Here is a 23,002-nt window from a genome sequence, read left to right as displayed (position 1 = left end):
AGTTTGGGGCACGTCCCCATACTGCCAATTCATCTGGCGGTTCAGCGGAGGACGGTGGCCGTACGATCTGCCTTTTTACCGGCCTCTCACCGTCACACGAGCAACCCGGCGGTCCCTCCTACCGTCCTCTCACTGAAGGGGCGGACAGTGCGGCCAGCTGCTGAGCGAACGGCACCACCTCGAAACCGTCCGTCCTGGTCGGCGCCTTCGCCGGCCGCGACAGGCCGCTCATCAGACCGGCCAGCTCCCCCGCCGCCCGTTCGATCCGCCCGTCCAGTCCCTCCGCGCCCCAGTCCTCCGACGCGGCGTACACCCCGGTGGGGACGACCACGGCGCGAAGGTACGCGAAGAGCGGACGCAGCGCATGCTCCAGCACCAGGGAGTGCCGGGCCGTGCCGCCGGTCGCCGCGATCAGCACCGGCTTGCCGGCCAGCGCGTCCTTGTCGAGCACGTCGAAGAAGGACTTGAACAGCCCGCTGTACGAAGCCGAGAACACGGGAGTGACGACGATCAGCCCGTCCGCCTGCGTCACGGCGTCCAGCGCTGCGGCGAGTTTCCGCCCCGGGAAGCCGTTGGTGAAGTTGTGCGCGATCTCCACCGCGAGGTCGCGCAGCTCCACGACCTCGGTTTCGACCGGTGTCTGCCGGCCCACGGCGGCGGCCAGCCGGTCGCCCAGCAGCCGGGTGGACGACGGGACGCTCAGCCCCGCCGAGACGACGACCAGCTTCATACGGCGGCCTCCTCCTTCTCCGCGGCGGCCTTCAGCGACGCGTGCGTAGGCGCCTCCGGCACGTTCGCCGGACGCCCGGCCGCGAACTCCTTGCGCAGCACCGGCACGACCTCCTCGCCCAGCAGGTCGATCTGCTCCAGCACGCTCTTCAGCGGCAGCCCGGCGTGGTCCACCAGGAACAGCTGGCGCTGGTAGTCACCGGCGTACTCCCGGAAGGACAGGGTCTTCTCGATCACCTGCTGCGGCGAGCCGACAGTCAGCGGGGTCTGGTCCGTGAAGTCCTCCAGAGAGGGCCCGTGGCCGTAGACCGGCGCGTTGTCGAAGTACGGCCGGAACTCCCGCACCGCGTCCTGCGAGTTGTGCCGCATGAACACCTGCCCGCCCAGGCCCACGATCGCCTGCTCGGGCGTGCCGTGCCCGTAGTGCGCATACCGGGACCGGTACAGCTCGACCATCCGCTTGGTGTGGTCGGCCGGCCAGAAGATGTTGTTGTGGAAGAAGCCGTCGCCGTAGAACGCGGCCTGCTCGGCGATCTCCGGAGAGCGGATCGAGCCGTGCCAGACGAACGGCGGGACCCCGTCCAGCGGGCGGGGCGTGGAGGTGAAGCCCTGTAGCGGGGTGCGGAACTTGCCCTCCCAGTTCACGACGTCCTCGCGCCACAGCCGGCGCAGCAGGGCGTAGTTCTCGATGGCGAGATTGATGCCCTCGCGGATGTCCTGGCCGAACCACGGATACACCGGCCCGGTGTTGCCGCGGCCCATCATCAGGTCCACCCGGCCGTCGGCCAGGTGCTGGAGCATCGCGAAGTCCTCGGCGATCTTCACCGGGTCGTTGGTGGTGATGAGGGTGGTGGAGGTGGAAAGGATCAGCTTCTCGGTCTGTGCGGCGACATAGCCGAGCATCGTGGTCGGTGAGGACGGCACGAACGGCGGGTTGTGGTGCTCACCGGTCGCGAAGACGTCGAGGCCGACCTCCTCGGCCTTCAGCGCGATGGCGACCATGGCCTTGATGCGCTCGCGCTCGGTCGGCGTACGCCCGGTGGTCGGGTCCGGCGTGACGTCGCCGACGCTGAAGATCCCGAACTGCATGGTCGCTCAACCTCCAAGTTGTTGACCGTTCAACTATACCCGCTCAACGGTCACCCCCGCCCCCTTATTCCGGCGATTGTCAGTGCCCCGTCCTACGATCCCGACATGGCCGCCCCACGCCGTGACACCCGAGGCATCGTCGGCGCCGCGGACTTCCTCGCCCGCGTGGACTTCCGCCGCCCGGACCCCGCCGAGCCGCTGCGCCGCCATGTCGAGCACTACTGGCTGATCGACTGGGACCTGGAGGAGCCGTACGTCTCGCACGTGGTCCCGCACCCCGCGGTCCACATCGTCTTCCAGCAGTTCGCCGACCAGGAGCCGTTCGTCGAGGTCGCCGGCGTCCAGCAGGGCCTCTTCGCGCAGAAGCTGGAGGGACGCGGCCGGGTGTGCGGCATCAAGTTCCGGCCCGGCGGCTTCCGCCCCTTCGCACCCGGGCAGGCGGTGAGCGAGTGGACGGGCCGACGGGTCCGCTCCCCCGAGGCCTTCCCCACGGCGGACCTCGCGGCCGTCCTCACCCCGCCCGACGAGAGCGCCCGGATCGCCGCCCTCGACACCTTCCTGCTCTCCCTCTCCCCCTGCCCCGACCCCCAGGCCGACCTCGCGATGACCCTGGTCGAGCGCATCCGCACCGACCGCACCATCCGCCGCGTCGCCGACTTCGCCCGCGCCGAGGGGATGTCCGTACGGCTGCTGCAGCGGCTGTTCGCCGGGTACGTCGGCGTGGGCCCGAAGTGGGTCATCCTGCGCTACCGCATCCACGAGGCCCTGGAGCACGCGGAGACGGACCGCGAGGTCGACTGGGCGGCCCTGGCCGCCGACCTCGGCTACGCCGACCAGGCCCACCTGGTACGGGACTTCACGGCGACGGTCGGGGTACCACCGACCGCCTACGCAGCCAGAACCTCCGGCTAGCCGTACCCATCTGCGTCACGCGGATTCTTCACGAAAGCCCCTACGGGACCAGAACCAACCGGCCGCGCACCCCGCCCTCCGCCAGGCGGGCGTGCGCCTTCGCCGCGTCCTCCAGGGCGTACGTCTCGGCCACCCGCAGCGTCAACACCCCCTCGTCCACCAGTCCCGCCAGCTCGGCCAGCCGCGCCCCGTCGGCGCTCACCTCCACCGCACCGGTCCGCACACCGCGCACGGGCGCCGGGGCCGCCTGCGGGATGACGCCGACGTACGCGCCCCCGTCCCGCACCCACTCCAGAGCCGTCTCGCCGAGGATCGCCGCGTCCAGCACGGCGTCGACGCTCCCCGCCCCGCCGGCACCGGACGTGAAGTGCGCGGCCCCCAGGGACCGTACGAGCTCCTCGTCGTCCTCCCTGGCCAGCGCGGTCACGGTCACCCCCCGATGGGCGGCGAGCTGGACGGCGAACCCGCCGACCGCTCCCGCGGCCCCCGTCACCAGCAGCGACTGCCCCGGCGCCAACTCCAGCAGATCCAGGGCCTGTACGGCGGTCAGGGCGTTCAGCGGCAGCGTCGCCGCATGCACCGCGTCCACCGTGGCCGGCGCCTTGGCGACCGCGTCCGTGTCGACGACGACGTACTCGGCATGCGTGCCCAGCGGCTGCACCACGCCGTGGTCCAGGGCCACCACCTCGTCGCCGACGCTCCACGCCGTGGCCACTCCCGTCGCGTCCACGGTCCCGGCCACGTCCCAGCCGAACCCGATCTGCTTGCCCGCACCCCCGAAGGCACCGGCCCGCACCCCCGCGTCCACCGGGTTCAGCGCGGCAGCCGCGACCCTGATCCGCACCTGCCTGGCCGCCGGCTCCGGCACCTCCACGTCCACGACCTCCACGGCCTCGGGCCCGCCGAACGTCCTCACCACTGCAGCACGCATGGTCATTTCTCCCGTAAAGAGACTCTTCGAATGGCTTCGCTTGGCTTCGCTTGGTTCCGCCTGCGTGCAACAACCCTAGGAAGAGCTACTATCCATGAGGAAGTAGTTACCTGAAGGTGCCTACCTCACCGGGAGGAGAGCCATGGCGACCAGGACCGCGGCCCAGAAGCGCGAACAGGCCCGCACGGAGTACGACGCGTTCCTCCGCGCCTGCCCCACCAACCAGCTCCTCGACCGCCTCAGCGACAAATGGGTCAGCCTCGTCCTCGCAGCCCTGACCTCCGGACCCATGCGCTACAGCGACCTCAGCCGCAAGATCGCGGGCGTGAGCCCCAAGATGCTGACGCAGACGCTGCGTTCACTCGAACGCGACGGCATCCTCACCCGCACGGTCACCCCGTCCGTACCGGTCCGCGTCGACTACGAACTCACCCAACTCGGCGGCAGCCTCGCCCAGTTGCTCACCGCGGTGAAAACCTGGGCCGAAACCCACTTCGACGAGGTCCACGAGGCCCGCGAACGCTACGACGCCGCCGGCGCCTAGGCCTGTCCCGTGGACAGGTCGGCTACAGGGAACTGCGCCCTCCTGTGGCATCAGCCGCTGCCACGGCGGGCGACGCAGGGCGTCGGCCCCCGGGAGTGCGTGCCAGGGCCCGCGACGCCGAGCTGATCGCCGGACGGGCTAGACCTCGCCCGCCCGCAGCCGAGCGACCCGCTGGGCGCTGAACTCCACCGTGCGCCGCATGTGCCCGATGACCACGGCGAGTTCGGCGTCGTCCAGCTCCTCGAAGAGGCTGGACCAGCCGCCGCCCAGCCGCTCCCACATCCGCCCGAACTCGGCGATCCGCTCCGGCACGGTCGCCACCAGCACCCGCCGCCGGTCCTGCGCGTCCCGCTCCCGTACGACGTAACCCGCCTTCTCCAGCCGGTCCACCAGCCGCGTCGCGGAGCCGGTCGTCAGCCCCGTCATCTCGGCGATCCGGCCGCTGGTCACCGGCCCGCCCTCCAGCGTCAGCAGGTTCAGGCACTGCAGATCGGTGGGGTGCAGCCCCAGACGGTCGGCCATGGCCTGGTTGAAGAGGGCGTACGAGGCCATGTAGCGGCGCGAGACACCGGCCAGCTCGTCGAGCAGCCGCTCCCGCACGTTCCCGGCCATGCCCCGCTCCTCCCTGGAAGCCCCGGCCTCCCTAGAAGGAGTACTCGTCCCCGGTGGCGAGCACCAGCACCCGCTGCCGGTCGTTGTGCCGGTGGCGGTCGACGGCGCCCCCGTTCCACGCCGTGTCGATCTCCACCCGCACCTCGGACGGCGCACCCCGCAGCCGTACCCGCAACCGGATCTGCCGGGCCACCGCGTTCGCGGCCAGCGCTCCCACCCGGCACAGCATCACCCGCTCCCCCGACCGCACACACCCGCCCGGCAGCGCCTGCTTGTTCACCGGCGCCGCCGACCAGCGCAGCCGCACCGTCGCGTCCGGCACGGCCGACGGCCCGTAATTGCGCGGCGTCAGCCGCAGGTCCACCCGTCCGGCAGCCATGGACACGACACCGTGATACGCCAGATCGGCCTCCGGAGCACCCACGGCACTGCCCGGCACAGCAGCCGCCGTCACCAGGGCGGCAACCCCGACCACAGGAACCCGCAACCTCCGCATCCCACCACTCCTCACTCCACGCAGTCGTACGGATGTATCCCACGCGGAGCACGCGGCAGGCGCCGTCCAACAGGTGACAGCACACCTGCCGGTGGCGGCAGACATGCCAAGCTGCAGACATGCTCGTCGCCCGCTCCGCCGCCCTCTTCGTCGTCGCCGCCCTCTTCGAGATCGGCGGCGCCTGGCTGATCTGGCAGGGCGTACGGGAACACCGCGGCTGGCTGTGGATCACCGGCGGCATCCTCGCCCTCGGCGCCTACGGCTTCGTCGCCACCTTCCAGCCCGACGCCCACTTCGGCCGCATCCTCGCCGCGTACGGCGGCATCTTCGTGGCCGGCTCGATCCTGTGGGGCATGGTCGCCGACGGCTACCGCCCCGACCGCTGGGACATCACGGGCGCCCTGGTGTGCCTGGCCGGCATGGCTCTCATCATGTGGGCGCCGCGGAACGGCGGCTGAGCCTCGCCTACGCTGGACGCAGCCGACCGCCGACCCAACACCAGGAGCACCGCATGGCACCCGCACCGTCCGCCGCCTCCCGCATCGCCGTCGTGACGGGTGCGAGCAGCGGAATCGGCGCCGCCACCGCCCGGCAGCTCGCCGCAGCCGGCTACCGGGTCGTCCTCACCGCCCGCCGCAAGGACCGCATCGAGGCGCTGGCGGAGGAGATCAACGCGGCGGGCCACCAGGCCACGGCGTACCAGCTCGACGTCACCGACCGAACGGCCGTGGACGAGTTCGCCACCGCCTTCAAGACCATCGGCGTCCTGGTCAACAACGCGGGCGGCGCACTCGGCGCCGACCCCGTCGCCACCGGCGACCCGGCCGACTGGCGCGCGATGTACGAGACGAACGTCATCGGCACCCTGAACGTCACCCAGGCCCTCCTGCCCAAGCTGGTGGCGAGCGGCGACGGCACGGTCGTGATCCTCTCCTCCACCGCCGGCCTCGGCACCTACGAGGGCGGCGCGGGCTACGTCGCCGCCAAGCACGGCGAGCACGTCCTCGCCGAGACCCTCCGCCTGGAGATCGTCGGCCAGCCCGTCCGCGTCATCGAGATCGCCCCCGGCATGGTCAAGACCGACGAGTTCGCCCTCACCCGCTTCGGCGGCGACCAGGCCAAGGCGTCGAAGGTCTACGAGGGCGTCGCCGAACCCCTCACGGCCGACGACGTCGCGGACACCATCACCTGGGCCGTCACCCGCCCCCACCACGTCAACGTCGACCTCCTGGTCCTCCGCCCGCGCGCGCAGGCGTCGAACACGAAGGTCCACAGGGAACTGTGATGGCGGAGGACGCCGAGCGGGAGGCCGAGCAGCAGCGCCTGCGGCTGGAGAAGAAACGCGAACGCTACGTCTGGTACTACCTCGCGTACTTCCTCTTCGGCATCCACATCGTGGCCTTCGTGATGATCTACGCGGTGCTGCACGCCAAGTAGGCATAGGGTCACGGTCTGTGGACCGACACATAGCTTTCGACGCGCTGCACAACTTCCGCGACCTGGGCGGCTACACGACCCCGGACGGCCACCGCATCCGCCCCGGACGCCTGTACCGCGCCGACTCCCCGGGCAAGCTGACCGAGGGCACACAGGACTGGGACCGCTTCCTCTCCCTCGGCATCCGCACGGTCATCGACCTGCGCCATCCCTGGGAGGCGGAGGCGCGCGGGCGCGTCCCCTCCCACCCCTCCTTCACGTACCACAACCTCAGCATCGAGCACCGCGCCTACGAGCAGGCGATCCAGGCCCCCGACGTCGACCCCGGCCCGTACCTGGCGGAGCGCTACATGGAGGTGGCGGAGGACGGCGTGAAGGAGATCCGCCGGGCCCTGGAACTGGTGGCGGAGGCAGCGGAGTCCGCGGAACCCCTCGTCTTCCACTGCGCCTCGGGCAAGGACCGCACGGGCCAACTGGCGGCGCTGATCCTGACGTTGCTGGGCATCCCGGAAGAGACCATCATCGAGGACTACAGCCTCACCGAACTGGCCGCGCCCGCCATCCTGGCCAGCTGGAAGTCGAGAAACGCCGGCCGCGAACCGACCTGGCCGGGCTTCGGCCGGGCCCCGCAGCAGGTGATGCGCACCTTCCTGGCCGCCATGAAGCAGCGCTACGGCTCGCTGGAGGACTACATCACGCGGGAACTCTCCCTGGACGCAGAGGCCTTGGCGGCCACCCTCCGCACGGCCCTCCTGGAACCCCGGCCCACCACCTGGCCGCCCCTCACCCACCGCAAGGCGACCCCGCCCGACGCCCGCACCCTCGTCCGCCTCCGCGACTCGGCCGCGCTCTGGCAACTGGCCCGGGGAATCGACCAGTGGAAGCCGGGCGAGAAGGACGAGACCCACTTCCGCACGCGCATGCAGGAGGGCGAGGTCTGGCTGGCCCACGCAGGCCCCCACCTGGCCGGCGCCTGGGAACTCTGGTGGGACGACGAGGCCGCCTGGGGCCCCCGCCCCGCGGACGCGGGCTACATCCACCGCCTGATGACCACCCCGCACACGGCCCCACCGGGCACCGGCCGCCGCATGCTGGCGGAGGCGGAGTCCCGCATCGCCGCCACAGGCCGCCCGCACGCCCGCCTGGACTGCCTGGCCTCCAACCCCCGCCTGCGCGCGTACTACGAGTCGGCGGGCTACAGGATCGTAGGCGAACAGCTGGCGAAGGACGGCGGGGTGGGGAGTCCGTATGCGGTGACGCTCCTGGAGAAGCGGCTCCTTTGACGCAATGAGGGCCCGAGCAGGAAAGCTCGGGCCCCAATGGCGCGTAAGGCAGTCAGCTGCGTCAGCCCTTCACACAGACGACCTGCTTCAGCTTCGCCACGACCTCCACCAGGTCCCGCTGCTGATCGATGACCTGCTCGATCGGCTTGTACGCACCCGGGATCTCGTCCACGACACCGGAGTCCTTACGGCACTCCACGCCCCGCGTCTGCTCCTCCAGGTCCTTCGTCGAGAAGCGCCGCTTCGCCGCGTTGCGGCTCATACGCCGACCCGCGCCGTGCGACGCCGAGTTGAAGGCCTTCTCGTTGCCGAGGCCCTTCACGATGTACGAACCCGTGCCCATGGAGCCAGGGATGATCCCGTACTCGCCGGAGCCCGCGCGGATCGCGCCCTTGCGGGTGACGAGCAGGTCCATGCCGTCGTAGCGCTCTTCGGCAACGTAGTTGTGGTGAGCGCTGATCTCGGGCTCGAAGGTCGGCTTCGCCTTCCGGAACTCCTTGCGGATCACGTCCTTCAGGAGCGCCATCATCAGGGTGCGGTTGTACTTCGCATACTCCTGCGCCCAGAAAAGGTCGTTCCGGTAGGCCGCCATCTGCGGGGTGTCCGCCACGAAGACAGCGAGGTCACGGTCGACGAGGCCCTGGTTGTGCGGGAGCTTCTGGGCAACGCCGATGTGGAACTCGGCGAGTTCCTTGCCGATGTTGCGCGACCCCGAGTGCAGCATCAACCAAACAGAACCGGTCGTATCCGTGCACACCTCGACAAAGTGGTTGCCACTTCCGAGCGTACCCATCTGCTTTTCGGCGCGCTCGTGACGGAATTTGACCGCTTCGGCGATCCCGTCGAACCGCCCCCAGAAGTCGTCCCACCCCGCAGTAGCGAGCCCGTGCAGCCGCCCCGGATCCACGGGATCGTCGTGCATCCCCCGCCCCACCGGAATGGCCTGCTCGATCTTCGACCGCAGCCGCGACAGATCCCCCGGCAGATCATTGGCGGTGAGCGACGTCTTGACGGCAGACATCCCACACCCGATGTCCACCCCCACCGCCGCAGGGCAAACAGCCCCCTGCATGGCGATGACGGACCCGACCGTCGCCCCTTTCCCGTAATGCACGTCCGGCATCACGGCCAGGCCCTTGATCCACGGCAGTGTCGCGACATTGCGGAGCTGCTGGAGGGCCACGTCCTCGACCGTCGTCGGGTCGGTCCACATGCGGATCGGGACCTTCGCGCCCGGCATCTCTACGTACGACATATCGTCCCCATTCCCCCGAAAACATGACAGAAGTCTTAGATCGCAAAACCGGCGCCAAGGTCAGTGAAATAGGACAGCGGACCGGCGTCCACGGCAGTGCGTGCGATAGACATTGTCTCCAGTGGACGCCCCCGCGCGGCAAGCGAATAACCAGCGGGGACACTGGAGCAACGGCACAGAGCCACCGTCGAGAGGAGCCCGACCGTGCAGCGGAAGGCGTACGTATCCGGCGTCGCCGCGCTCCTCGTGGCGCTGCTGGCAGGCTGCACGGGCGGTTCGGGCGGCGGCGGTGCGACGGATGACGCGAACCCGGGCAACGCCGGTACGGCGAGCGTCGTGGCGCAGCCGGGCAAGTACCGCACGCTGCCGGGGCCGTGCAGCGCGGTGAGCCATGACACGCTGGACTCGCTGCTGCCGGGGATCAAGCAGATCGCGGACGCGGATCAGCAGGAGAAGGCGTACGAGGGTGATGCCACGCTCGCGTTCGACAACGACCGCAAGGCGGGTTGCCGCTGGAAGGTGGACTCGACGACCGCGACCGACCGGCTGCTGGTCGATTTCGAGCGGGTGGTCTCCTATGACAACTCGGTGAGCGACGACAGCCAGGCGCAGGAGCTGTTCGCGGAGAAGGAGACGGCGGCCGACCTGCCGGAGCCGACGAGTTCGGAGAGTGGTTCCGCCTCCGCCTCCGCTGCCGGTGCCAGTTCCAGCCCCAGTGCCGAGGCCAGTTCCTCGGCCTCGGCCTCGGTCTCCCCTTCCGGCTCCGGCTCGGGGTCCGCCTCTTCCTCCGCCACGCCGTCGAGTCTTCAGCCCCGTACTCTCGACGATCTCGGTGACGAGGCGTTCCTGGACGACGCTCTGAGCGGCCCGGGTTCGACGGCCCGGCAGCGCACGGTGACTGTGGTGTTCCGCACGTCCAACGTCATTGTGACCATCGAGTACGAGGAGCAGCCGGCTGCCGTCGGCGCCGTGCCGGACAGCAAGGAAATGCAGGACAGGGCGCGGAATCTGGCGGCGCAGCTGGCGGACACGCTGGGCGGTTAGGGGTCGTTCGGGTGCCTCGGGCGCCCCTTCGTAAAGCTGAAGAAGCGGAAGCACACAGTTTCCTCACCGCGTACGGTGGCTCCTCGGACCCGATCCGCCGACCTCAGGAACCACAGCGTCATGAGTGAAGGAACCATGCAGCGACCAGCAGAGCGAGACCAGCGCAACCGGCGAGAGATGCGAGCGAGGCGGTCAGGCCGTCTGCTTGTGGGCGCGGTCGCAGTCCCCGTGATGGTGTTCGCCGCGGGCTGCTCCTCGGACTCCGGCTCCGGTGACGGGGGGAGCAAGGGCACGAGCGCCGGTGAGACGGCGCCCGCGACGGCGAGTACGGCGCCGACGGTGCAGGCGGCGGCGTACAAGAAGTTGCCTGATTCGTGTGGGGTGCTGTCGGGCAAGACGCTGGGCTCGCTCGTGCCGAAGGGTGTCAAGTCCGGCAAGGCGGGCAAGTCCGGCGATACGGCGACGCGGGCGAGCTGCTCGTGGAGCAGTCTGGACAACAAGGGCGTGAAGGGCTCGCAGTTCCGCTGGCTCAATGTGTCGCTGCTGCGTTTCGAGTCGGATGCCACGCGTGGTGAGGGCGACCAGTTGGCGCATGCGTACTTCGAGAAGCAGGTGAAGGACGCCCAGGGGGCTCAGGGTGCGCAGAACCTGAAGTCTGAGCCGGTTGCCGGGACGGGCGCCGAGGCGACGCTGGTGCGCTACGACCTGAAGAAGAAGGAAGGCGCCTTCAAGCAGCAGACGGTGGTGGCGCGCGTCGAGAACGTCGTGATCACGCTGGACTACAACGGCGCGGGCCTGGCGGGTGAGAAGACCCCGGACGCGGACGGGCTGGTGAAGCTGGCGGAGGCGGCGGCCAAGGAGGCGGTGGCCTCGGTGGCGGCGGCGAACGGTGACGGCGGCGCGGGCACGGGGGGTGGTGCGGGCACGGCGAAGCCCTCGCCGTCCGGGGCGGCGTCGAAGTCGGCGTCCCCGGTTCCTTCGAAGTCCGCTTCGGCCTCTCCGTCCTCCTCAGCGTCGAAGAAGAGCTGACTGTCACATCTGGGCCGCGTGTGGACGCCAACTCGCAGCTCAGCACCGTATTTTGAGGGAGCCCGGTCCCCTGCGGGGATCGGGCTCCACCCGTTCCGTTACCTCGTTCGGCGTACACATGTGCCACTCTGTTGCGCGCAACAGCACGCAATGGGAGGGGAGTACGGGTGGCCGCGCCACTGCAGCTGACTCGGATGCACCGCGTTCTCATCGGCGTGGTCGTTTCCGGCGCCGTGATCATCGCCGGCATCGGCTTCGCCGGTTCGTACGCGGCGGTCCGTGAGTTGGCCATCAAGAAGGGTTTCGGGAACTTCTCGTATGTGTTCCCGATCGGCATCGACGCGGGTATCTGTGTCCTGCTGGCCCTGGATCTTCTCCTGACGTGGATCCGTATCCCCTTCCCGCTGCTGCGTCAGACGGCGTGGCTGCTGACGGCGGCGACGATCGCGTTCAACGGTGCGGCGGCCTGGCCGGACCCGTTGGGTGTGGGGATGCACGCCGTGATCCCGGTGCTGTTCGTGGTGGCCGTCGAGGCCGCCCGCCATGCCATCGGCCGTATCGCGGACATCACGGCGGACAAGCACATGGAGGGTGTCCGTCTGACGCGGTGGATGCTCTCGCCGATTCCGACGTTTCTGCTGTGGCGTCGGATGAAGCTGTGGGAGCTGCGCTCCTACGAGCAGGTGATCAAGCTGGAGCAGGAGCGGCTGGTCTATCAGGCGCGGTTGCGTTCGCGCTTCGGGCGGGCGTGGCGGCGGAAGGCTCCGGTGGAGTCGCTGATGCCGCTCAGGCTGGCGCGGTACGGCGTTCCGCTGGCGCAGACGGCTCCGGAGGGGCTGGCGGCGGCGGGCATCGAGCCGGCGCTGCTGCCGCCGGCGCCGCAGCCGGTTCCCGTGGCGGTTCAGGAGGTGGCACCGCCCGCGCCCAACCGCGCGGTCGAGGCGGCGCCCGCCGTGCAGTACACGCCGGAGCCCGAGCCCGAGCCCGATCGGAGCCAGTGGCTGCATGCCCGGCACCCCCAGCAGGTCGAGTACCACGGCGACTACGACCCGACGTACGACCCTGAGCAGTACGCCCAGTGGTTCGCGGAGCAGCAGCAGGCCGAGCAGTACCAGCAGGAGCAGTTCCCGGAGCAGCCGGTGTACGAGGAGCCGTCCCCGGAGGAGACGGGCAGCTTCCCGATCCCGGCCGGCCCGGGTCGCACCCGTGAGCTCGGTGAGGGCGGTGGCCCGCCGGAGCCGGACGAGGACGCGTACTACCAGGTCTTCCGTGAGTCGATAAAGAGCGGGAACGGGGCGCCCACCCCTCGCGGGTTCATCGCGGACGTGGAGGCGACGTACAACGTCACGCTTCCGCAGCGTGAGGCCGAGCAGATGGTGAATCGCTTCTCCAACCGGCTCAACGCGGAGCTGGCGGAAGAGCACATCGCATAGGCGTGTCGCATGAGAAAGCGCCCGGTGCCGTTCGGCACCGGGCGCTTTCTCATGGCGTCACTCCCCGAGCAGGGCCCGTACCCGCTCCTGCCCGACCGCGAGCAGCAGCGTGGGCAGTCGCGGGCCCGTGTCGCGGCCGACCAGCAGGTGGTACAGCAGGGCGAAGAAGGTCCGCTGGGCGGTCTTGATCTCCGGCGGGAGTTCCTTGGGCGTGGCGTCCGCGGGGAACCCTGCCTGCACCTTCGGTACGCCGTAGACGAGGTGGGTGAGCCCGTCGAGCGACCAGTGGTCGGCGAGGCCTTCGGTCAGCAGCCTGAGGGACTGCTGGGAGGCCTCGTCGAGGGACTTGAGCAGGTCGGCGTCGGGTTCGTCGCGCACGATGGTCCGCTGGTCGGCGGGGACGTGCGTGTTGATCCAGGCCTCGGCCTTGTCGTAGCGCGGACGGGCCTCGTCGAGGGAGCCGAGCGGGTTGGCGGGGTCCAGTTCGCTCAGGATCCGCAGGGCCTGGTCCTCGTGGCCTGCGGTGATGTCGGCGACGGAGGCCAGGGTCCGGTACGGCAGCGGGCGCGGGGTCTTCGGCAGTTCGCCGCCCGCGGTGCGCACGGCACGCGAGTGGGCCGCGACGTCCGCGGGGAGGGCCGACCCGTCGGCGACCTTCGCGTCGAGCTTGTCCCACTCGTCGTAGAGGCGCTGGATCTCCTGGTCGAAGGCGATCTTGAAGGACTGGTTGGGCCGGCGGCGGGCGTACAGCCAGCGCAGCAGCTGCGGTTCCATGATCTTCAGGGCGTCCGCGGGGGTCGGCACGCCGCCCCGTGAGGACGACATCTTCGCCATGCCGCTGATGCCCACGAAGGCGTACATCGGCCCGATGGGCTGCTTGCCGCCGAAGATCCCGACGATCTGTCCGCCGACCTGGAAGCTGGATCCCGGGGAGGAGTGGTCGACACCGCTCGGCTCGAAGATCACGCCTTCGTAGGCCCAGCGCATGGGCCAGTCGACCTTCCAGACCAGCTTGCCGCGGTTGAACTCGTTCAGCCGGACGGTCTCGGAGAAGCCGCAGGCGGTGCAGGCGTAGGTCAGCTCGGTCGTCTCGTCGTCGTACGAGGTGACCGTCGTCAGGTCCTTCTCGCAGTTGCCGCAGTAGGGCTTGTACGGGAAGTAGCCGGCAGAGCCGGACGAGCCGTCGTCCTCGCCGGCCGCTCCGGAGCCCTCGGCAGCCTCCAGCTCGGCCTCGTCGACGGGCTTCTGCTGCTTCTGCTTCGCCGGGGCCTTCTTGGTGCGGTACTGGTCGAGGATCGCGTCGATCTCCGTGCGGTGCGCGATCGCGTGCAGGATCTGCTCGCGGTACACGCCGGAGGTGTACTGCGCGGTCTGGCTGATCCCGTCGAACTCGACGCCCAGCTCGGCGAGCGACTCGATCATGGCGGCCTTGAAGTGCTCGGCCCAGTTGGGGTGCGCGGACCCCTTGGGGGCGGGCACGGACGTCAGCGGCTTGCCGATGTGCTCGGCCCAGGTCTCGTCGACCCCGGCGACACCGGCCGGCACCTTGCGGTAGCGGTCGTAGTCGTCCCAGGAGATCAGGTGCCGGACCTGGTACCCGCGGCGCCGGATCTCGTCGGCGACGAGGTGCGGGGTCATCACCTCGCGCAGGTTGCCGAGGTGGATCGGGCCCGAGGGCGAAAGGCCGGACGCGACGACGACAGGTTTGCCGGGGGCCCGGCGCTCCGACTCCTCGATGACGTCATCCGCGAAACGGGAGACCCAGTCGGCGGTCTCGGTGCTCTGAGCCACGATCGGCACGTCCTTCTTCCTATTTGTTCTGGTACGCCATGGAGACACGTCCTCGGGGCCGTGCCGGTGCGCCTGCGCCGACGGGACCCGCCACCCATTGTCACCCGCGCCTGTCCCTGCCGGAAACGGATTGGGTCGCCGTACAACCCCAGGGGCCCCACGGCAGTCCTCTTGCCGTGATCACAGACAGATTCCGGGCCGGGCTGCGCGTGGGGGCGGCCGGACTCGCGATGACCTTGCCGACGGCCTGCGTCCTCCTCGCGGCACCCGCCGCCGAGGCGGCCACGACCTGCGGCGACACCACGTTCAAGCGCACCTTCTACACGAACACCTCGTTCTCCGGCACGCCGAAGAAGACGGACTGCGACACCACGATCGACCAGTCCTGGTCGGGCGCTCCGTTCTCCGGGATGCCCACGAACTCTTTCGGTGTCCGCTGGTCGCTGACCCGTGACTTCGGTTCCGGCGGTTGTTTCACCTACCGTCTGTCCGGCACGGACGGCCTGCGGCTGTACGTGGACGGGGTGCGGAAGGTGAACAAGTGGAGCAACACCGGTGACTCCGGCAACAGCGTCCCGGGCATGTTCTGCATCGGCTCGGGCAGCCACACCGTGCGCGTCGACCACGTGAACTGGACGGGCCTGTCCCGGGTGAAGTTCACCTGGCCCGCCTCCTCCGACAGCAAGCCGCCGCTGGCCCCGACAGGCATCACCACCACGTACGACGCGGCGACCGGCAGGGCGAGCGCCGCCTGGAAGAAGAACCGGGAGCTGGACATCTCCCAGTACCGGGTGCGGGTGGAGACCCCCGCGTCCGGCGTGGCCTCCTGGACGACCACCGGCACCACCGCCGTGTACACCCCACCGAAGGACGGCCAGAAGTACCGGTTCTGCGTCCAGGCCGTCGACAAGTGGACGAACTACGGCGCCACCGCCTGCGGCCCGTACGTCAGCACACCGGACCGGACGGCACCGGCGGCCCCGGCCGTGAACGCCTCCGACGTCTCCGTGTCGGTGACCGGCGCCACGACGATCCCGCGCGTGAACGTCTGGCTGGGCCAGGTACAGCCGTCCGACGGCCCCGTCTTCACGCTGTGGCGCGCCACGGCGGCGGCGGGCCCGTTCACGAAGGTCGCCGCCCTGGACCTGCGGCAGACGCCGGATGAGCAGTACCTGTACGACGAGACGGCCGCCGAGAAGCAGACGTACTACTACGCGGCCACGGCCACCGACGCCGCGGGGAACACCTCGGCGCGCACCACTCCGGTCGCGGTGACCACGCCGGACGTGTCGGCGCCGGGCGCGGTGCGGGGGCTCGCGGCGAAGGCGGACACCGACAAGGTCGCGCTGACCTGGACGGTGCCGGCGGACGACGCCGTGCGCTGGCAGGTCTACGGTGCGGACGGCGGCGCGGAACCGGTCCTCCTGGGCACCGCCGCGGCCGCCGCGTACGACGACACGACGGCGCGGCCGGGCGTCACCCGCACCTACACGGTGTACGCCCTCGACGCGGCCGGACACCGCTCCGCACCGGTGACGATCGCCTCCCGGCGCCAGGTGGCGCCCGCCCTGCCCGTCTATCTGAAGCCGGACGCGAACGGCCGGCCGGAGCTGCGCTTCCGGGTCGCGGCGGACAACGACCACAGCGGCGGCTTCCGGGTCTACTCCGGCAGCAGCGCCTCCACGGTCCGCACCACCCTGCGCGCCTGCGCACCGGAGGAGATCTTCCGTACCGATCTGTACGTCGAGTACCGCTGCGTCCTCACGGACTTCGGCGGCTCGACCGACCGGTACATCACCGTGCTCGCCGTGGCCGCGAACGGCGTGACCTCGACGGACTTCAAGGCCGTGCAGTACGTGGACACCGTGGCGCCGCCCGTGCCGACCGGTTTCACCGCCACGCCGCAGCCGTGGGGCACGACCCTGCGGTGGGACGCCTCGACCACCGCCGACGTGCGGGCCTACTGGCTGCGCACGGGCACTCCCGAGATGGTCGACGGGGTGCGCACCTGCGGGGGCGGCACCACGCTGTACTCGGACGGGGCCACGTCCTTCGAGGACACCTCGGGGCTGCCGGACGGCGAGGAGCGCTGCTGGGAGCTGCGCGTGGTGGACGGCTCGCACAATTACTCGGAGGCCGTCACCGTCTTCGCGACCGAGCAGGACACCCGGCCCGCCGAGCCGACCGCGCCGGGCTCCCCGGTGACCGGCCTGGACGTGGTGGAGAACACCGGTGGCGCCGCCCTGAACTGGGACTCCGTCGACGGTGCCACCGGCTACCGGGTCTACCGCTGGGACCGCGCCACGGGCTCGTACGAGCGGATCGCCGAGGGGACGATGCCGAACCCGTACTCGGACGCGTTTCACGCGTACCGCGACGAGAACCCGCCGTACGGCACCGCCGCCTACTACCGTGTGACGGCCGTGTACGCGGACGGCACCGAGTCCGCCCCGGCCCTCGCGGCCGTGGCGCTGGCGCCCACGGCCTGACGCGCCGCCCGGGGGCGGGCGGTAATGCGGGAGACCGCCCGTCCGCCCCCGTGGGACACTGGAGGCGTTTTCGTACTCCTACGAGCGGAACGGCATCCACTCCATGGCCTCGGTCACGTCCCTCACGTCCTCCGTCCACCAGCGTCTCGCCGACGCCCTGGTCACCGCCCTCCCCGAGGCCGGTGCGGGCGCGGACCCGCTGCTGCGACGCAGTGACCGGGCCGACTTCCAGGCCAACGGGATCCTGGCGCTGGCGAAGAAGGCGAAGGCGAACCCGCGGGAGCTGGCGACGCAGGTCGTCTCCCACATCGTCACCGGTGAGGGGCTGATCAAGGACGTCGAGGTCTCCGGGCCCGGCTTCCTCAACATCACGATCTCGGACCGGGCGATCACGGAGACGCTCGCGGCGCGTGCCGCCGACGGCGACCGGCTCGGGGTGCCGCTGAAGGAGAACCCGGGCGTCACCGTCGTCGACTACGCCCAGCCGAACGTGGCGAAGGAGATGCACGTCGGCCATCTGCGCTCGGCGGTCATCGGTGACGCGCTGCGCGGCATGCTCGACTTCACCGGCGAGCGGACGATCGGCCGGCACCACATCGGCGACTGGGGCACCCAGTTCGGCATGCTCATCCAGTACCTGTTCGAGCACCCCGGCGAGCTGGCCCCGGCCGAGGACGTCGACGGCGAGCAGGCCATGTCGAACCTGAACCGGGTGTACAAGGCCTCGCGCGCGGTCTTCGACGCGGACGACGAGTTCAAGGAGCGCGCCCGGAAGAGGGTGGTCGCCCTCCAGTCGGGCGACAAGGAGACCCTCGACCTCTGGCAGCAGTTCGTGGACGAGTCGAAGGTCTACTTCTACTCGGTCTTCGAGAAGCTGGACATGGTGATCCGTGACGAGGAGATCGTCGGCGAGTCCGCGTACAACGAGGGCATGCCCGAGACCGCCCGCCTCCTGGAGGAGATGGGCGTCGCGGTGCGTTCCGAGGGCGCGCTCGTCGTGTTCTTCGACGAGATCCGGGGCAAGGACGACAAGCCGGTCCCGCTGATCGTGCAGAAGGCCGACGGCGGCTTCGGCTACGCGGCCTCCGACCTGACCGCGATCCGCAACCGCGTCCAGGACCTGCACGCGACGACGCTGCTGTACGTCGTGGACGTACGGCAGTCGCTGCACTTCAAGATGGTCTTCGAGACGGCCCGGCGGGCCGGCTGGCTGAGCGACGGCGTCACCGCGCACAACATGGGCTACGGCACGGTGCTGGGCGCGGACGGCAAGCCGTTCAAGACGCGTGAGGGCGAGACCGTACGGCTCGAGGACCTGCTGGACGAGGCGGTGCAGCGGGCCGCCGAGGTGGTCCGGGAGAAGGCGCAGGACCTCACCGAGGACGAGATCCAGGAGCGGGCCGCGCAGGTGGGCATCGGCGCGGTGAAGTACGCCGACCTGTCCACTTCCCCCAACCGGGACTACAAGTTCGACCTGGACCAGATGGTGTCGCTGAACGGTGACACGTCGGTGTACCTGCAGTACGCGTACGCCCGTATCCAGTCGATCCTGCGCAAGGCCGGGGAGACGAAGCCGGCCGCGCACCCGGAGCTGGAACTCGCCCCGGCGGAGCGGGCACTGGGTCTGCACCTGGACGCGTTCGGGGACACGGTCTTCGAGGCGGCCGCGGAGTACGCGCCGCACAAGCTGGCCGCGTACCTGTACCAGCTGGCCTCGCTGTACACGTCGTTCTACGACAAGTGCCCGGTGCTGAAGGCCGATACGCCGGAGCAGGTGGAGAACCGTCTGTTCCTGTGCGACCTGACGGCCCGCACCCTGCACCAGGGCATGGCGCTGCTGGGTATCAGGACGCCCGAGCGGCTCTGAGGCCCGTACCGGCCGACGCGCCGTGGCCCGCCTCCTCCCGGCCGGGAGGAGGCGGGCCGCGGTCGTTCGGGCGCGGGCGTCAGCTGCCGTTGGCGAACCGCTTGAACGCGGCCCTGGTGCCCGATCCGGCGTCGCCGTCGATGGCGCCGGTGTAGCCCCAGGAGTCCTTCAGCAGGCGCTGCAGTGCCTTGATGGTGTTGGGGCCCGGGTCTCCGTCGATCGTGTCGTTGTAGCCCCAGTAGGTGTGCAGGCAGCGCTGGAACGCCTTCCAGCTGTTGGTGCCGAGCTGGCCGTCGATGCCGTCGTTGTAGCCCCAGTACGTGTGCAGCCAGTTCTGGACGTTCTTGGCCTCCGCGGAGGTCAGCCCGAAGTTGTTCGTCGCCCTGATGGTGACGGTGTGCGCGCTCGTGGCCGACGCCGGCGCGGCGAAGCTGGTGCCCGCGGTGGCCAGTCCGCCGGCGGCGAGTCCGACCACGGCGGCGGCGCTGACGAGTGTCCTGGCCAAGGCGTTCGATCGCATGCGAGTCCCTCTCGGATCGTGGTGTGTGGTGCCGGGACGAGACTGCGGGGCGGGCGGCGGGGGCCGCCACGGTTGCCGCGGAAGTGACGTCGTCGCGGGACGTCCCGCCCGTTGACCTGCGGGGACATGCGGTGGGGCGACGGCGCGCAGGGACGGCTGTCGACGGGTGGTGGCCGATTGCGTATGGGTGCAGGGCGCAGGTTCCGGTGCGGTCCTGGGGATGCTGGTGCAGAATGCGGCTCGGGGTACAGGGGCCACTGACCACGGCCGCTGTTCATGAACGCGTGGGGGGACCACACCATGTCGCGTTGGAAAGCGCTGTCCGCAGAACTCGATCCACGTGTACGGCAGTTGCTGGTGCGCCTGCGCCGGCTGAAGGACCACAGCGGGCTGAGCGTGCGTCAGCTGGCGGCGCGGACGGGGTACAGCCCGAAGTCGTGGGAGCGGTATCTGAGCGGGCGTTCGCTGCCGCCGCGGGAAGCCGTGGAGGCGCTGGCCCGGATCGGCGGCGAGGACCCGACCCGGCTGCTCGCCCTGCACGAAGTCGCCGCCGAGGCCTGGGGGAACCCGCGCGGCGGAACTGCCGTACCGGAGACGGCGGTCGGCGAAACCGGCGTACCGGAGCCGGAGATCGTGTCGGCGGGGCCCGGCGGCGGGGGTGCGCGGTCGTTGCGCGTCGCGCTCGTCGCTGGGGCGGTGGCCCTGGTGCTGGCCGTGTCGTCGGCGGTGCTGGTGACCATACGGCTGACGGACCACGACAGCGGCGCGGCGGAGCAGACGACGACCACGGTCACCTTGACCGCGGGGGTGTCGGCACCGCCGTACACCTGCCGGGTGAACCAGGTCGACGGCCGCTGGTACGCGGGCAACAGCCGTACCCGGAACGCCACGGTGGGGTACGGCGACTCCGGGCCGGCGGTGGCCGAGGTGCAGTGCCTGCTGCGCCGGGCGGGTATCTCGCCGGGCGGTATCGACGGCATGTTCGGCCCGCTGACGCAGGGCGCGGTCAAGGCCTTCCAGAGGCAGGCGCGGCTCGACGTGGACGGTGTCGTCGGCCCGCACACCTGGAAGGCCCTGCGGGGATGAACCCGGAGCTGGCCCGACTGGCCACCACGCTACGGGAGTTGAGAGGCCGCACGGGTCTGAGCCTGGCGGCTCTCGCGGCGAAGACGGCGTTCAGCAAGTCGTCCTGGGAGCGCTACCTCAACGGCAGGACGCTGCCGCCGCGCACGGCGGTGCAGGAGCTGTGCCGGCTGGCCGGGGAACCGGACGGCCGGTGTCTGGCGCTGTGGGAGATCGCGGAGTCGGAGTGGAGCGGGCGGGCGACGCAGGCGGGGCGGGCGTCGTCGCCGGTCGCGGATCCCGTGCCGCCTCCCGAGCCGGTGGAGGCAGGGAAGGGCGGTGGTCACCGGAGGGCGGCAACGGTGGCGGTGCTGGCGTCGGTGTGTGCGGTGGCCGTCGGGGGCGTGGCGGTCGCGCTGCTCCTGCTGCCCCGCCACGGCCACGAACCCCGGCCGACCGCGGTGGTCACCTCCACTCCGGGGCCGCACTGCCGGGCTTCTTCCTGCGAGGGCGAGAACCCGATCGACATGTACTGCGCCGCGAGACCGGACACCCTCGCCACACGTCACACGGCCACCGGGGCCTGGCTGGAAGTGCGCCACAGCAAGGAGTGCGGGACGAGTTGGGCCCGGATGTGGGGCACCCGGATCGGCGACCGGCTCGAGCTGACGGCGGGCGGCCGGGTCCGTGGCGCCGAGGTCGAGAACGACGTCGACGCGGACAACTTCGTCTACACCCCGATGACGGTGACCCGTCCCGGAACCGTCCTGCGCACCTGTTTCCGTCCGGCGAAGGGCCGCGGGGAGGAGTGCTTCACGTCCGTTTCGCGGTGACGGCCATCGTGGCGTACGGCACGGCGATGCTGCCGCCGCGCGCGTCGATGGCGCTGCCGACGGCCTCCAGGACCTCGGCGAGCGCAGCGGCCGGGAGGCGGGTGAAGGCGCCCTGGGTGGGCATGACGTCCAGCCAGGCGGCACGGCTGTAGGTGAACTCCCAGTCGTACCGCCACTGCTCGGTTCCGCCGAAGCCGCCGGCCGTGCGGATCCCGTCGGCTGCCTTGTCGAGGATGGCCCGGTACGGGACCGTGGCGGGCCGGGTGAGGGCCGCGCGGAAGTCGAACGGCGAGTCTGGCATGACGCGTTCGCAGGCGTCCGCGACGGCTTCGGCCAGGTCGGCCGGGAGCAGGGCCACGTTCCAGAAGACGGACAGCACCCCGCCGGGCCGCAGGACGGCCGCCGCCTTCGCGGCCCCGGCCACGGGGTCGATCCAGTGCCAGGCGGTCCCGGCGACGACGGCGTCGAACTGCCGCTCCCCCGGCTCCCATTCCTCGAACCTCGCCACGTCCACGGCCACGCCGGGTTCCAGGCGCCGGGCCAGTTCGGCCATACGTGCGTCGGGCTCGACCCCGAGCACTCCGCACCCGGCGGCGGTGAACTGCCGGGCGGCGATCCCGGTGCCGCAGCCGACGTCGAGGACCTCGGGGCCGGGGCTCGCGGCGACGATCCGCGCCACCAGGGCGTCGGGGTAGCGGGGCCGGGCCCGGTCGTAGCGCTCGGCGTCGCCGCCGAAGGACTCCGCGATGTCCCGGCGCTGGTGGGGCTGGTTGCCGGCGGCAGGGGCCGGGGAGGCCGCCGAGGACGGCAGGGACGAGGACGTCGAAGACGGTAAAGTGGGCATGCGCCCACTATGAGTGGGCACGCGCCCACTCGTCAATGGGTGCACTCGTCGATGGGCACTCGCCAATGGGTATGCGCCCACTCGTGCCGGGACAGGAGGCGGTATGCCGACAGGTGTGGCCATCCGCGACCCACGCCAACAGCTCTTCGACGCCGCCGAGCGCATCCTGCTGCGCGCCGGGCCGAACGCCCTGACCAGCAGGGCGGTGACGGCGGAAGCGGGCTGCGCGAAAGGGGTTCTGCACCGGCACTTCGCGGACTTCGACGCGTTCCTGGCCGAGCTGGTGCTGGACCGTATCCGCCGGCTGGCGGACCTGGATGCGGCGCTCCGCGAGGCCGCCGGAACGGGAACGGTCGCCGGCAACCTCACCGAGGCGCTGACGGACCTGTTCGACGCGGTGGCGATCGCCGTCGTGGGCCTGGTGATCACCCGGGACGAACTCCGCGCCCGGCTGCGCGCGGCCGGTTCCAGCGGCATCCCGCTCATGACGGAGGCGTCGGCGATGTTCACGGGCTATCTCGCCGCCGAACGCGACCTGGGCCGTATCGCGGCGGACGCGGACGTGAACCTCCTCGCCGCCACCCTGCTGGGCGCCGCACACCTCCTGTTCGCCGACCGGGAGGCGGGGCCACCGGACCCGGCGGCGGTGCGCGGAACGGTGGCGACGGTCGTCGGGGGCGCCGTGCGGTGACGGCCGCCCGGGGGATTGATGCTCCTATTGCCCGTCAAGCGGCTTGGAGCCAGTTGCGGTAGGCGTGGGCGAGGTCGTCGTCTCGGCGGATCCCGCGTTCGAGGGTGGAGA

23 protein-coding genes are annotated in these 23,002 nt (G+C 70.6%); 14 read left to right on the top strand and 9 right to left on the bottom strand.

Going from position 1 to position 23,002, the window contains the following annotated elements:
- Positions 1-118: 118 nt before the first annotated feature.
- Positions 119-730 (bottom strand): FMN reductase, encoded by a 612-nt coding sequence (locus ACFY1E_RS36415; RefSeq protein ID WP_389083942.1) that lies wholly within the window; start codon positions 728-730, stop codon positions 119-121.
- A complete protein-coding gene (locus ACFY1E_RS36410; RefSeq protein ID WP_389083940.1) occupies positions 727-1,818 on the bottom strand; it encodes an LLM class flavin-dependent oxidoreductase in 1,092 nt (363 codons plus the stop codon). The genes ACFY1E_RS36415 and ACFY1E_RS36410 overlap by 4 nt, the downstream gene beginning before the upstream one ends.
- A gap of 105 nt (positions 1,819-1,923) precedes the next feature.
- On the opposite strand from ACFY1E_RS36410, the gene ACFY1E_RS36405 reads away from it, so the two are divergent.
- A complete protein-coding gene (locus ACFY1E_RS36405; protein WP_389083938.1) occupies positions 1,924-2,730 on the top strand; it encodes a DUF6597 domain-containing transcriptional factor in 807 nt (268 codons plus the stop codon).
- Positions 2,731-2,770: 40 nt separating this feature from the next.
- On the opposite strand, the gene ACFY1E_RS36400 is transcribed toward ACFY1E_RS36405, so the two are convergent.
- Complete coding sequence (locus ACFY1E_RS36400) at positions 2,771-3,661, bottom strand: NADP-dependent oxidoreductase (protein WP_389083936.1); 891 nt, start codon at positions 3,659-3,661, stop codon at positions 2,771-2,773.
- 142 nt (positions 3,662-3,803) lie between these two features.
- On the opposite strand from ACFY1E_RS36400, the gene ACFY1E_RS36395 reads away from it, so the two are divergent.
- A complete protein-coding gene (locus tag ACFY1E_RS36395) occupies positions 3,804-4,205 on the top strand; it encodes a winged helix-turn-helix transcriptional regulator (RefSeq protein WP_389083933.1) in 402 nt (133 codons plus the stop codon).
- A 138-nt stretch (positions 4,206-4,343) separates the two neighbouring features.
- On the opposite strand, the gene ACFY1E_RS36390 is transcribed toward ACFY1E_RS36395, so the two are convergent.
- A complete protein-coding gene (locus tag ACFY1E_RS36390; protein ID WP_389083931.1) occupies positions 4,344-4,817 on the bottom strand; it encodes a MarR family winged helix-turn-helix transcriptional regulator in 474 nt (157 codons plus the stop codon).
- Positions 4,818-4,848: 31 nt separating this feature from the next.
- On the bottom strand, positions 4,849-5,313 hold the full coding sequence (locus ACFY1E_RS36385; protein ID WP_389083929.1) for a hypothetical protein: 465 nt from the start codon (positions 5,311-5,313) through the stop codon (positions 4,849-4,851).
- Positions 5,314-5,432: 119 nt separating this feature from the next.
- Here ACFY1E_RS36385 and ACFY1E_RS36380 point away from each other — a divergent pair, with 119 nt between their 5' ends.
- The 4 genes from ACFY1E_RS36380 to ACFY1E_RS36365 are packed head-to-tail and all read left to right on the top strand — an operon-like array spanning position 5,433 to position 8,033.
- On the top strand, positions 5,433-5,771 hold the full coding sequence (locus ACFY1E_RS36380; RefSeq protein ID WP_389083927.1) for a YnfA family protein: 339 nt from the start codon (positions 5,433-5,435) through the stop codon (positions 5,769-5,771).
- Between the two features lie 53 nt (positions 5,772-5,824).
- A complete protein-coding gene (locus ACFY1E_RS36375; RefSeq protein ID WP_389083925.1) occupies positions 5,825-6,598 on the top strand; it encodes an SDR family NAD(P)-dependent oxidoreductase in 774 nt (257 codons plus the stop codon).
- The gene (locus tag ACFY1E_RS36370; RefSeq protein WP_351462750.1) at positions 6,598-6,750 is read left to right on the top strand and encodes a hypothetical protein; all 153 of its coding nucleotides are present in this window, start codon (positions 6,598-6,600) and stop codon (positions 6,748-6,750) included. Before ACFY1E_RS36375 ends, ACFY1E_RS36370 begins: the two co-directional genes overlap by 1 nt.
- A 17-nt stretch (positions 6,751-6,767) precedes the next feature.
- The gene (locus ACFY1E_RS36365; protein ID WP_389083922.1) at positions 6,768-8,033 is read left to right on the top strand and encodes a GNAT family N-acetyltransferase; all 1,266 of its coding nucleotides are present in this window, start codon (positions 6,768-6,770) and stop codon (positions 8,031-8,033) included.
- Between the two features lie 61 nt (positions 8,034-8,094).
- On the opposite strand, the gene ACFY1E_RS36360 is transcribed toward ACFY1E_RS36365, so the two are convergent.
- The gene (locus ACFY1E_RS36360) at positions 8,095-9,288 is read right to left on the bottom strand and encodes an RtcB family protein (protein WP_389083920.1); all 1,194 of its coding nucleotides are present in this window, start codon (positions 9,286-9,288) and stop codon (positions 8,095-8,097) included.
- 204 nt (positions 9,289-9,492) lie between these two features.
- Here ACFY1E_RS36360 and ACFY1E_RS36355 point away from each other — a divergent pair, with 204 nt between their 5' ends.
- The 3 genes from ACFY1E_RS36355 (at position 9,493) to ACFY1E_RS36345 (ending at position 12,794) form a co-directional block, all read left to right on the top strand.
- The gene (locus tag ACFY1E_RS36355) at positions 9,493-10,332 is read left to right on the top strand and encodes a DUF3558 domain-containing protein (RefSeq protein WP_389083917.1); all 840 of its coding nucleotides are present in this window, start codon (positions 9,493-9,495) and stop codon (positions 10,330-10,332) included.
- A 120-nt stretch (positions 10,333-10,452) separates the two neighbouring features.
- Entirely contained in the window at positions 10,453-11,361 is a 909-nt protein-coding gene (locus tag ACFY1E_RS36350; RefSeq protein WP_389083914.1) for a DUF3558 family protein, read from the top strand.
- A gap of 167 nt (positions 11,362-11,528) precedes the next feature.
- Complete coding sequence (locus tag ACFY1E_RS36345) at positions 11,529-12,794, top strand: DUF2637 domain-containing protein (RefSeq protein ID WP_389083912.1); 1,266 nt, start codon at positions 11,529-11,531, stop codon at positions 12,792-12,794.
- Between the two features lie 57 nt (positions 12,795-12,851).
- Here ACFY1E_RS36345 and lysS read toward each other — a convergent pair whose 3' ends face one another.
- On the bottom strand, positions 12,852-14,594 hold the full coding sequence (lysS, locus tag ACFY1E_RS36340) for a lysine--tRNA ligase (RefSeq protein WP_389083909.1): 1,743 nt from the start codon (positions 14,592-14,594) through the stop codon (positions 12,852-12,854).
- 167 nt (positions 14,595-14,761) lie between these two features.
- Here lysS and ACFY1E_RS36335 point away from each other — a divergent pair, with 167 nt between their 5' ends.
- On the top strand, positions 14,762-17,074 hold the full coding sequence (locus ACFY1E_RS36335) for a hypothetical protein (RefSeq protein ID WP_389083907.1): 2,313 nt from the start codon (positions 14,762-14,764) through the stop codon (positions 17,072-17,074).
- A 103-nt stretch (positions 17,075-17,177) separates the two neighbouring features.
- Positions 17,178-18,941, top strand: a complete 1,764-nt coding sequence (gene argS / locus ACFY1E_RS36330) for an arginine--tRNA ligase (RefSeq protein ID WP_389083904.1) — start codon at positions 17,178-17,180, stop codon at positions 18,939-18,941.
- Between the two features lie 79 nt (positions 18,942-19,020).
- On the opposite strand, the gene ACFY1E_RS36325 is transcribed toward argS, so the two are convergent.
- Positions 19,021-19,461: a peptidoglycan-binding protein gene (locus ACFY1E_RS36325; protein ID WP_389083902.1), complete on the bottom strand. Its 441-nt coding sequence runs from the start codon at positions 19,459-19,461 to the stop codon at positions 19,021-19,023.
- Between the two features lie 300 nt (positions 19,462-19,761).
- Here ACFY1E_RS36325 and ACFY1E_RS36320 point away from each other — a divergent pair, with 300 nt between their 5' ends.
- Complete coding sequence (locus ACFY1E_RS36320) at positions 19,762-20,547, top strand: peptidoglycan-binding protein (protein WP_389083899.1); 786 nt, start codon at positions 19,762-19,764, stop codon at positions 20,545-20,547.
- The gene (locus tag ACFY1E_RS36315; protein ID WP_389083896.1) at positions 20,544-21,356 is read left to right on the top strand and encodes a helix-turn-helix domain-containing protein; all 813 of its coding nucleotides are present in this window, start codon (positions 20,544-20,546) and stop codon (positions 21,354-21,356) included. The genes ACFY1E_RS36320 and ACFY1E_RS36315 overlap by 4 nt, the downstream gene beginning before the upstream one ends.
- On the opposite strand, the gene ACFY1E_RS36310 is transcribed toward ACFY1E_RS36315, so the two are convergent.
- Positions 21,337-22,200 carry a class I SAM-dependent methyltransferase gene (locus tag ACFY1E_RS36310; RefSeq protein WP_389083894.1) on the bottom strand — a complete coding sequence of 288 codons (864 nt, stop codon included), beginning with the start codon at positions 22,198-22,200 and terminating at the stop codon, positions 21,337-21,339. The genes ACFY1E_RS36315 and ACFY1E_RS36310 overlap by 20 nt on opposite strands.
- 103 nt (positions 22,201-22,303) lie before the next feature.
- Here ACFY1E_RS36310 and ACFY1E_RS36305 point away from each other — a divergent pair, with 103 nt between their 5' ends.
- On the top strand, positions 22,304-22,891 hold the full coding sequence (locus ACFY1E_RS36305; RefSeq protein ID WP_389083891.1) for a TetR/AcrR family transcriptional regulator: 588 nt from the start codon (positions 22,304-22,306) through the stop codon (positions 22,889-22,891).
- Positions 22,892-23,002 lie beyond the last annotated feature (111 nt).

Source organism: Streptomyces sp. NPDC001604, assembly GCF_042893475.1.
In the GTDB taxonomy this organism is placed as follows: Bacteria; Actinomycetota; Actinomycetes; order Streptomycetales; family Streptomycetaceae; genus Streptomyces.
Note: the sequence above shows the minus strand (reverse complement) of the source record. Positions and strands in the feature narration are given on the sequence as shown.

Coding starts and splice junctions, on each gene's coding strand:
- ACFY1E_RS36305 (WP_389083891.1), top strand. CDS start 22,304: ATGCCGACAGGTGTGGCCATCCGCGACCCACGCCAACAGCTCTTCGAC.
- ACFY1E_RS36395 (WP_389083933.1), top strand. CDS start 3,804: ATGGCGACCAGGACCGCGGCCCAGAAGCGCGAACAGGCCCGCACGGAG.
- ACFY1E_RS36410 (WP_389083940.1), bottom strand. CDS start 1,818: ATGCAGTTCGGGATCTTCAGCGTCGGCGACGTCACGCCGGACCCGACC.
- ACFY1E_RS36350 (WP_389083914.1), top strand. CDS start 10,453: ATGAGTGAAGGAACCATGCAGCGACCAGCAGAGCGAGACCAGCGCAAC.
- ACFY1E_RS36375 (WP_389083925.1), top strand. CDS start 5,825: ATGGCACCCGCACCGTCCGCCGCCTCCCGCATCGCCGTCGTGACGGGT.
- ACFY1E_RS36320 (WP_389083899.1), top strand. CDS start 19,762: ATGTCGCGTTGGAAAGCGCTGTCCGCAGAACTCGATCCACGTGTACGG.
- ACFY1E_RS36325 (WP_389083902.1), bottom strand. CDS start 19,461: ATGCGATCGAACGCCTTGGCCAGGACACTCGTCAGCGCCGCCGCCGTG.
- ACFY1E_RS36400 (WP_389083936.1), bottom strand. CDS start 3,661: ATGCGTGCTGCAGTGGTGAGGACGTTCGGCGGGCCCGAGGCCGTGGAG.
- argS (WP_389083904.1), top strand. CDS start 17,178: ATGGCCTCGGTCACGTCCCTCACGTCCTCCGTCCACCAGCGTCTCGCC.
- ACFY1E_RS36415 (WP_389083942.1), bottom strand. CDS start 730: ATGAAGCTGGTCGTCGTCTCGGCGGGGCTGAGCGTCCCGTCGTCCACC.
- ACFY1E_RS36380 (WP_389083927.1), top strand. CDS start 5,433: ATGCTCGTCGCCCGCTCCGCCGCCCTCTTCGTCGTCGCCGCCCTCTTC.
- ACFY1E_RS36385 (WP_389083929.1), bottom strand. CDS start 5,313: ATGCGGAGGTTGCGGGTTCCTGTGGTCGGGGTTGCCGCCCTGGTGACG.
- ACFY1E_RS36310 (WP_389083894.1), bottom strand. CDS start 22,200: ATGCCCACTTTACCGTCTTCGACGTCCTCGTCCCTGCCGTCCTCGGCG.
- ACFY1E_RS36370 (WP_351462750.1), top strand. CDS start 6,598: ATGGCGGAGGACGCCGAGCGGGAGGCCGAGCAGCAGCGCCTGCGGCTG.
- ACFY1E_RS36315 (WP_389083896.1), top strand. CDS start 20,544: ATGAACCCGGAGCTGGCCCGACTGGCCACCACGCTACGGGAGTTGAGA.
- ACFY1E_RS36405 (WP_389083938.1), top strand. CDS start 1,924: ATGGCCGCCCCACGCCGTGACACCCGAGGCATCGTCGGCGCCGCGGAC.
- ACFY1E_RS36360 (WP_389083920.1), bottom strand. CDS start 9,288: ATGTCGTACGTAGAGATGCCGGGCGCGAAGGTCCCGATCCGCATGTGG.
- ACFY1E_RS36390 (WP_389083931.1), bottom strand. CDS start 4,817: ATGGCCGGGAACGTGCGGGAGCGGCTGCTCGACGAGCTGGCCGGTGTC.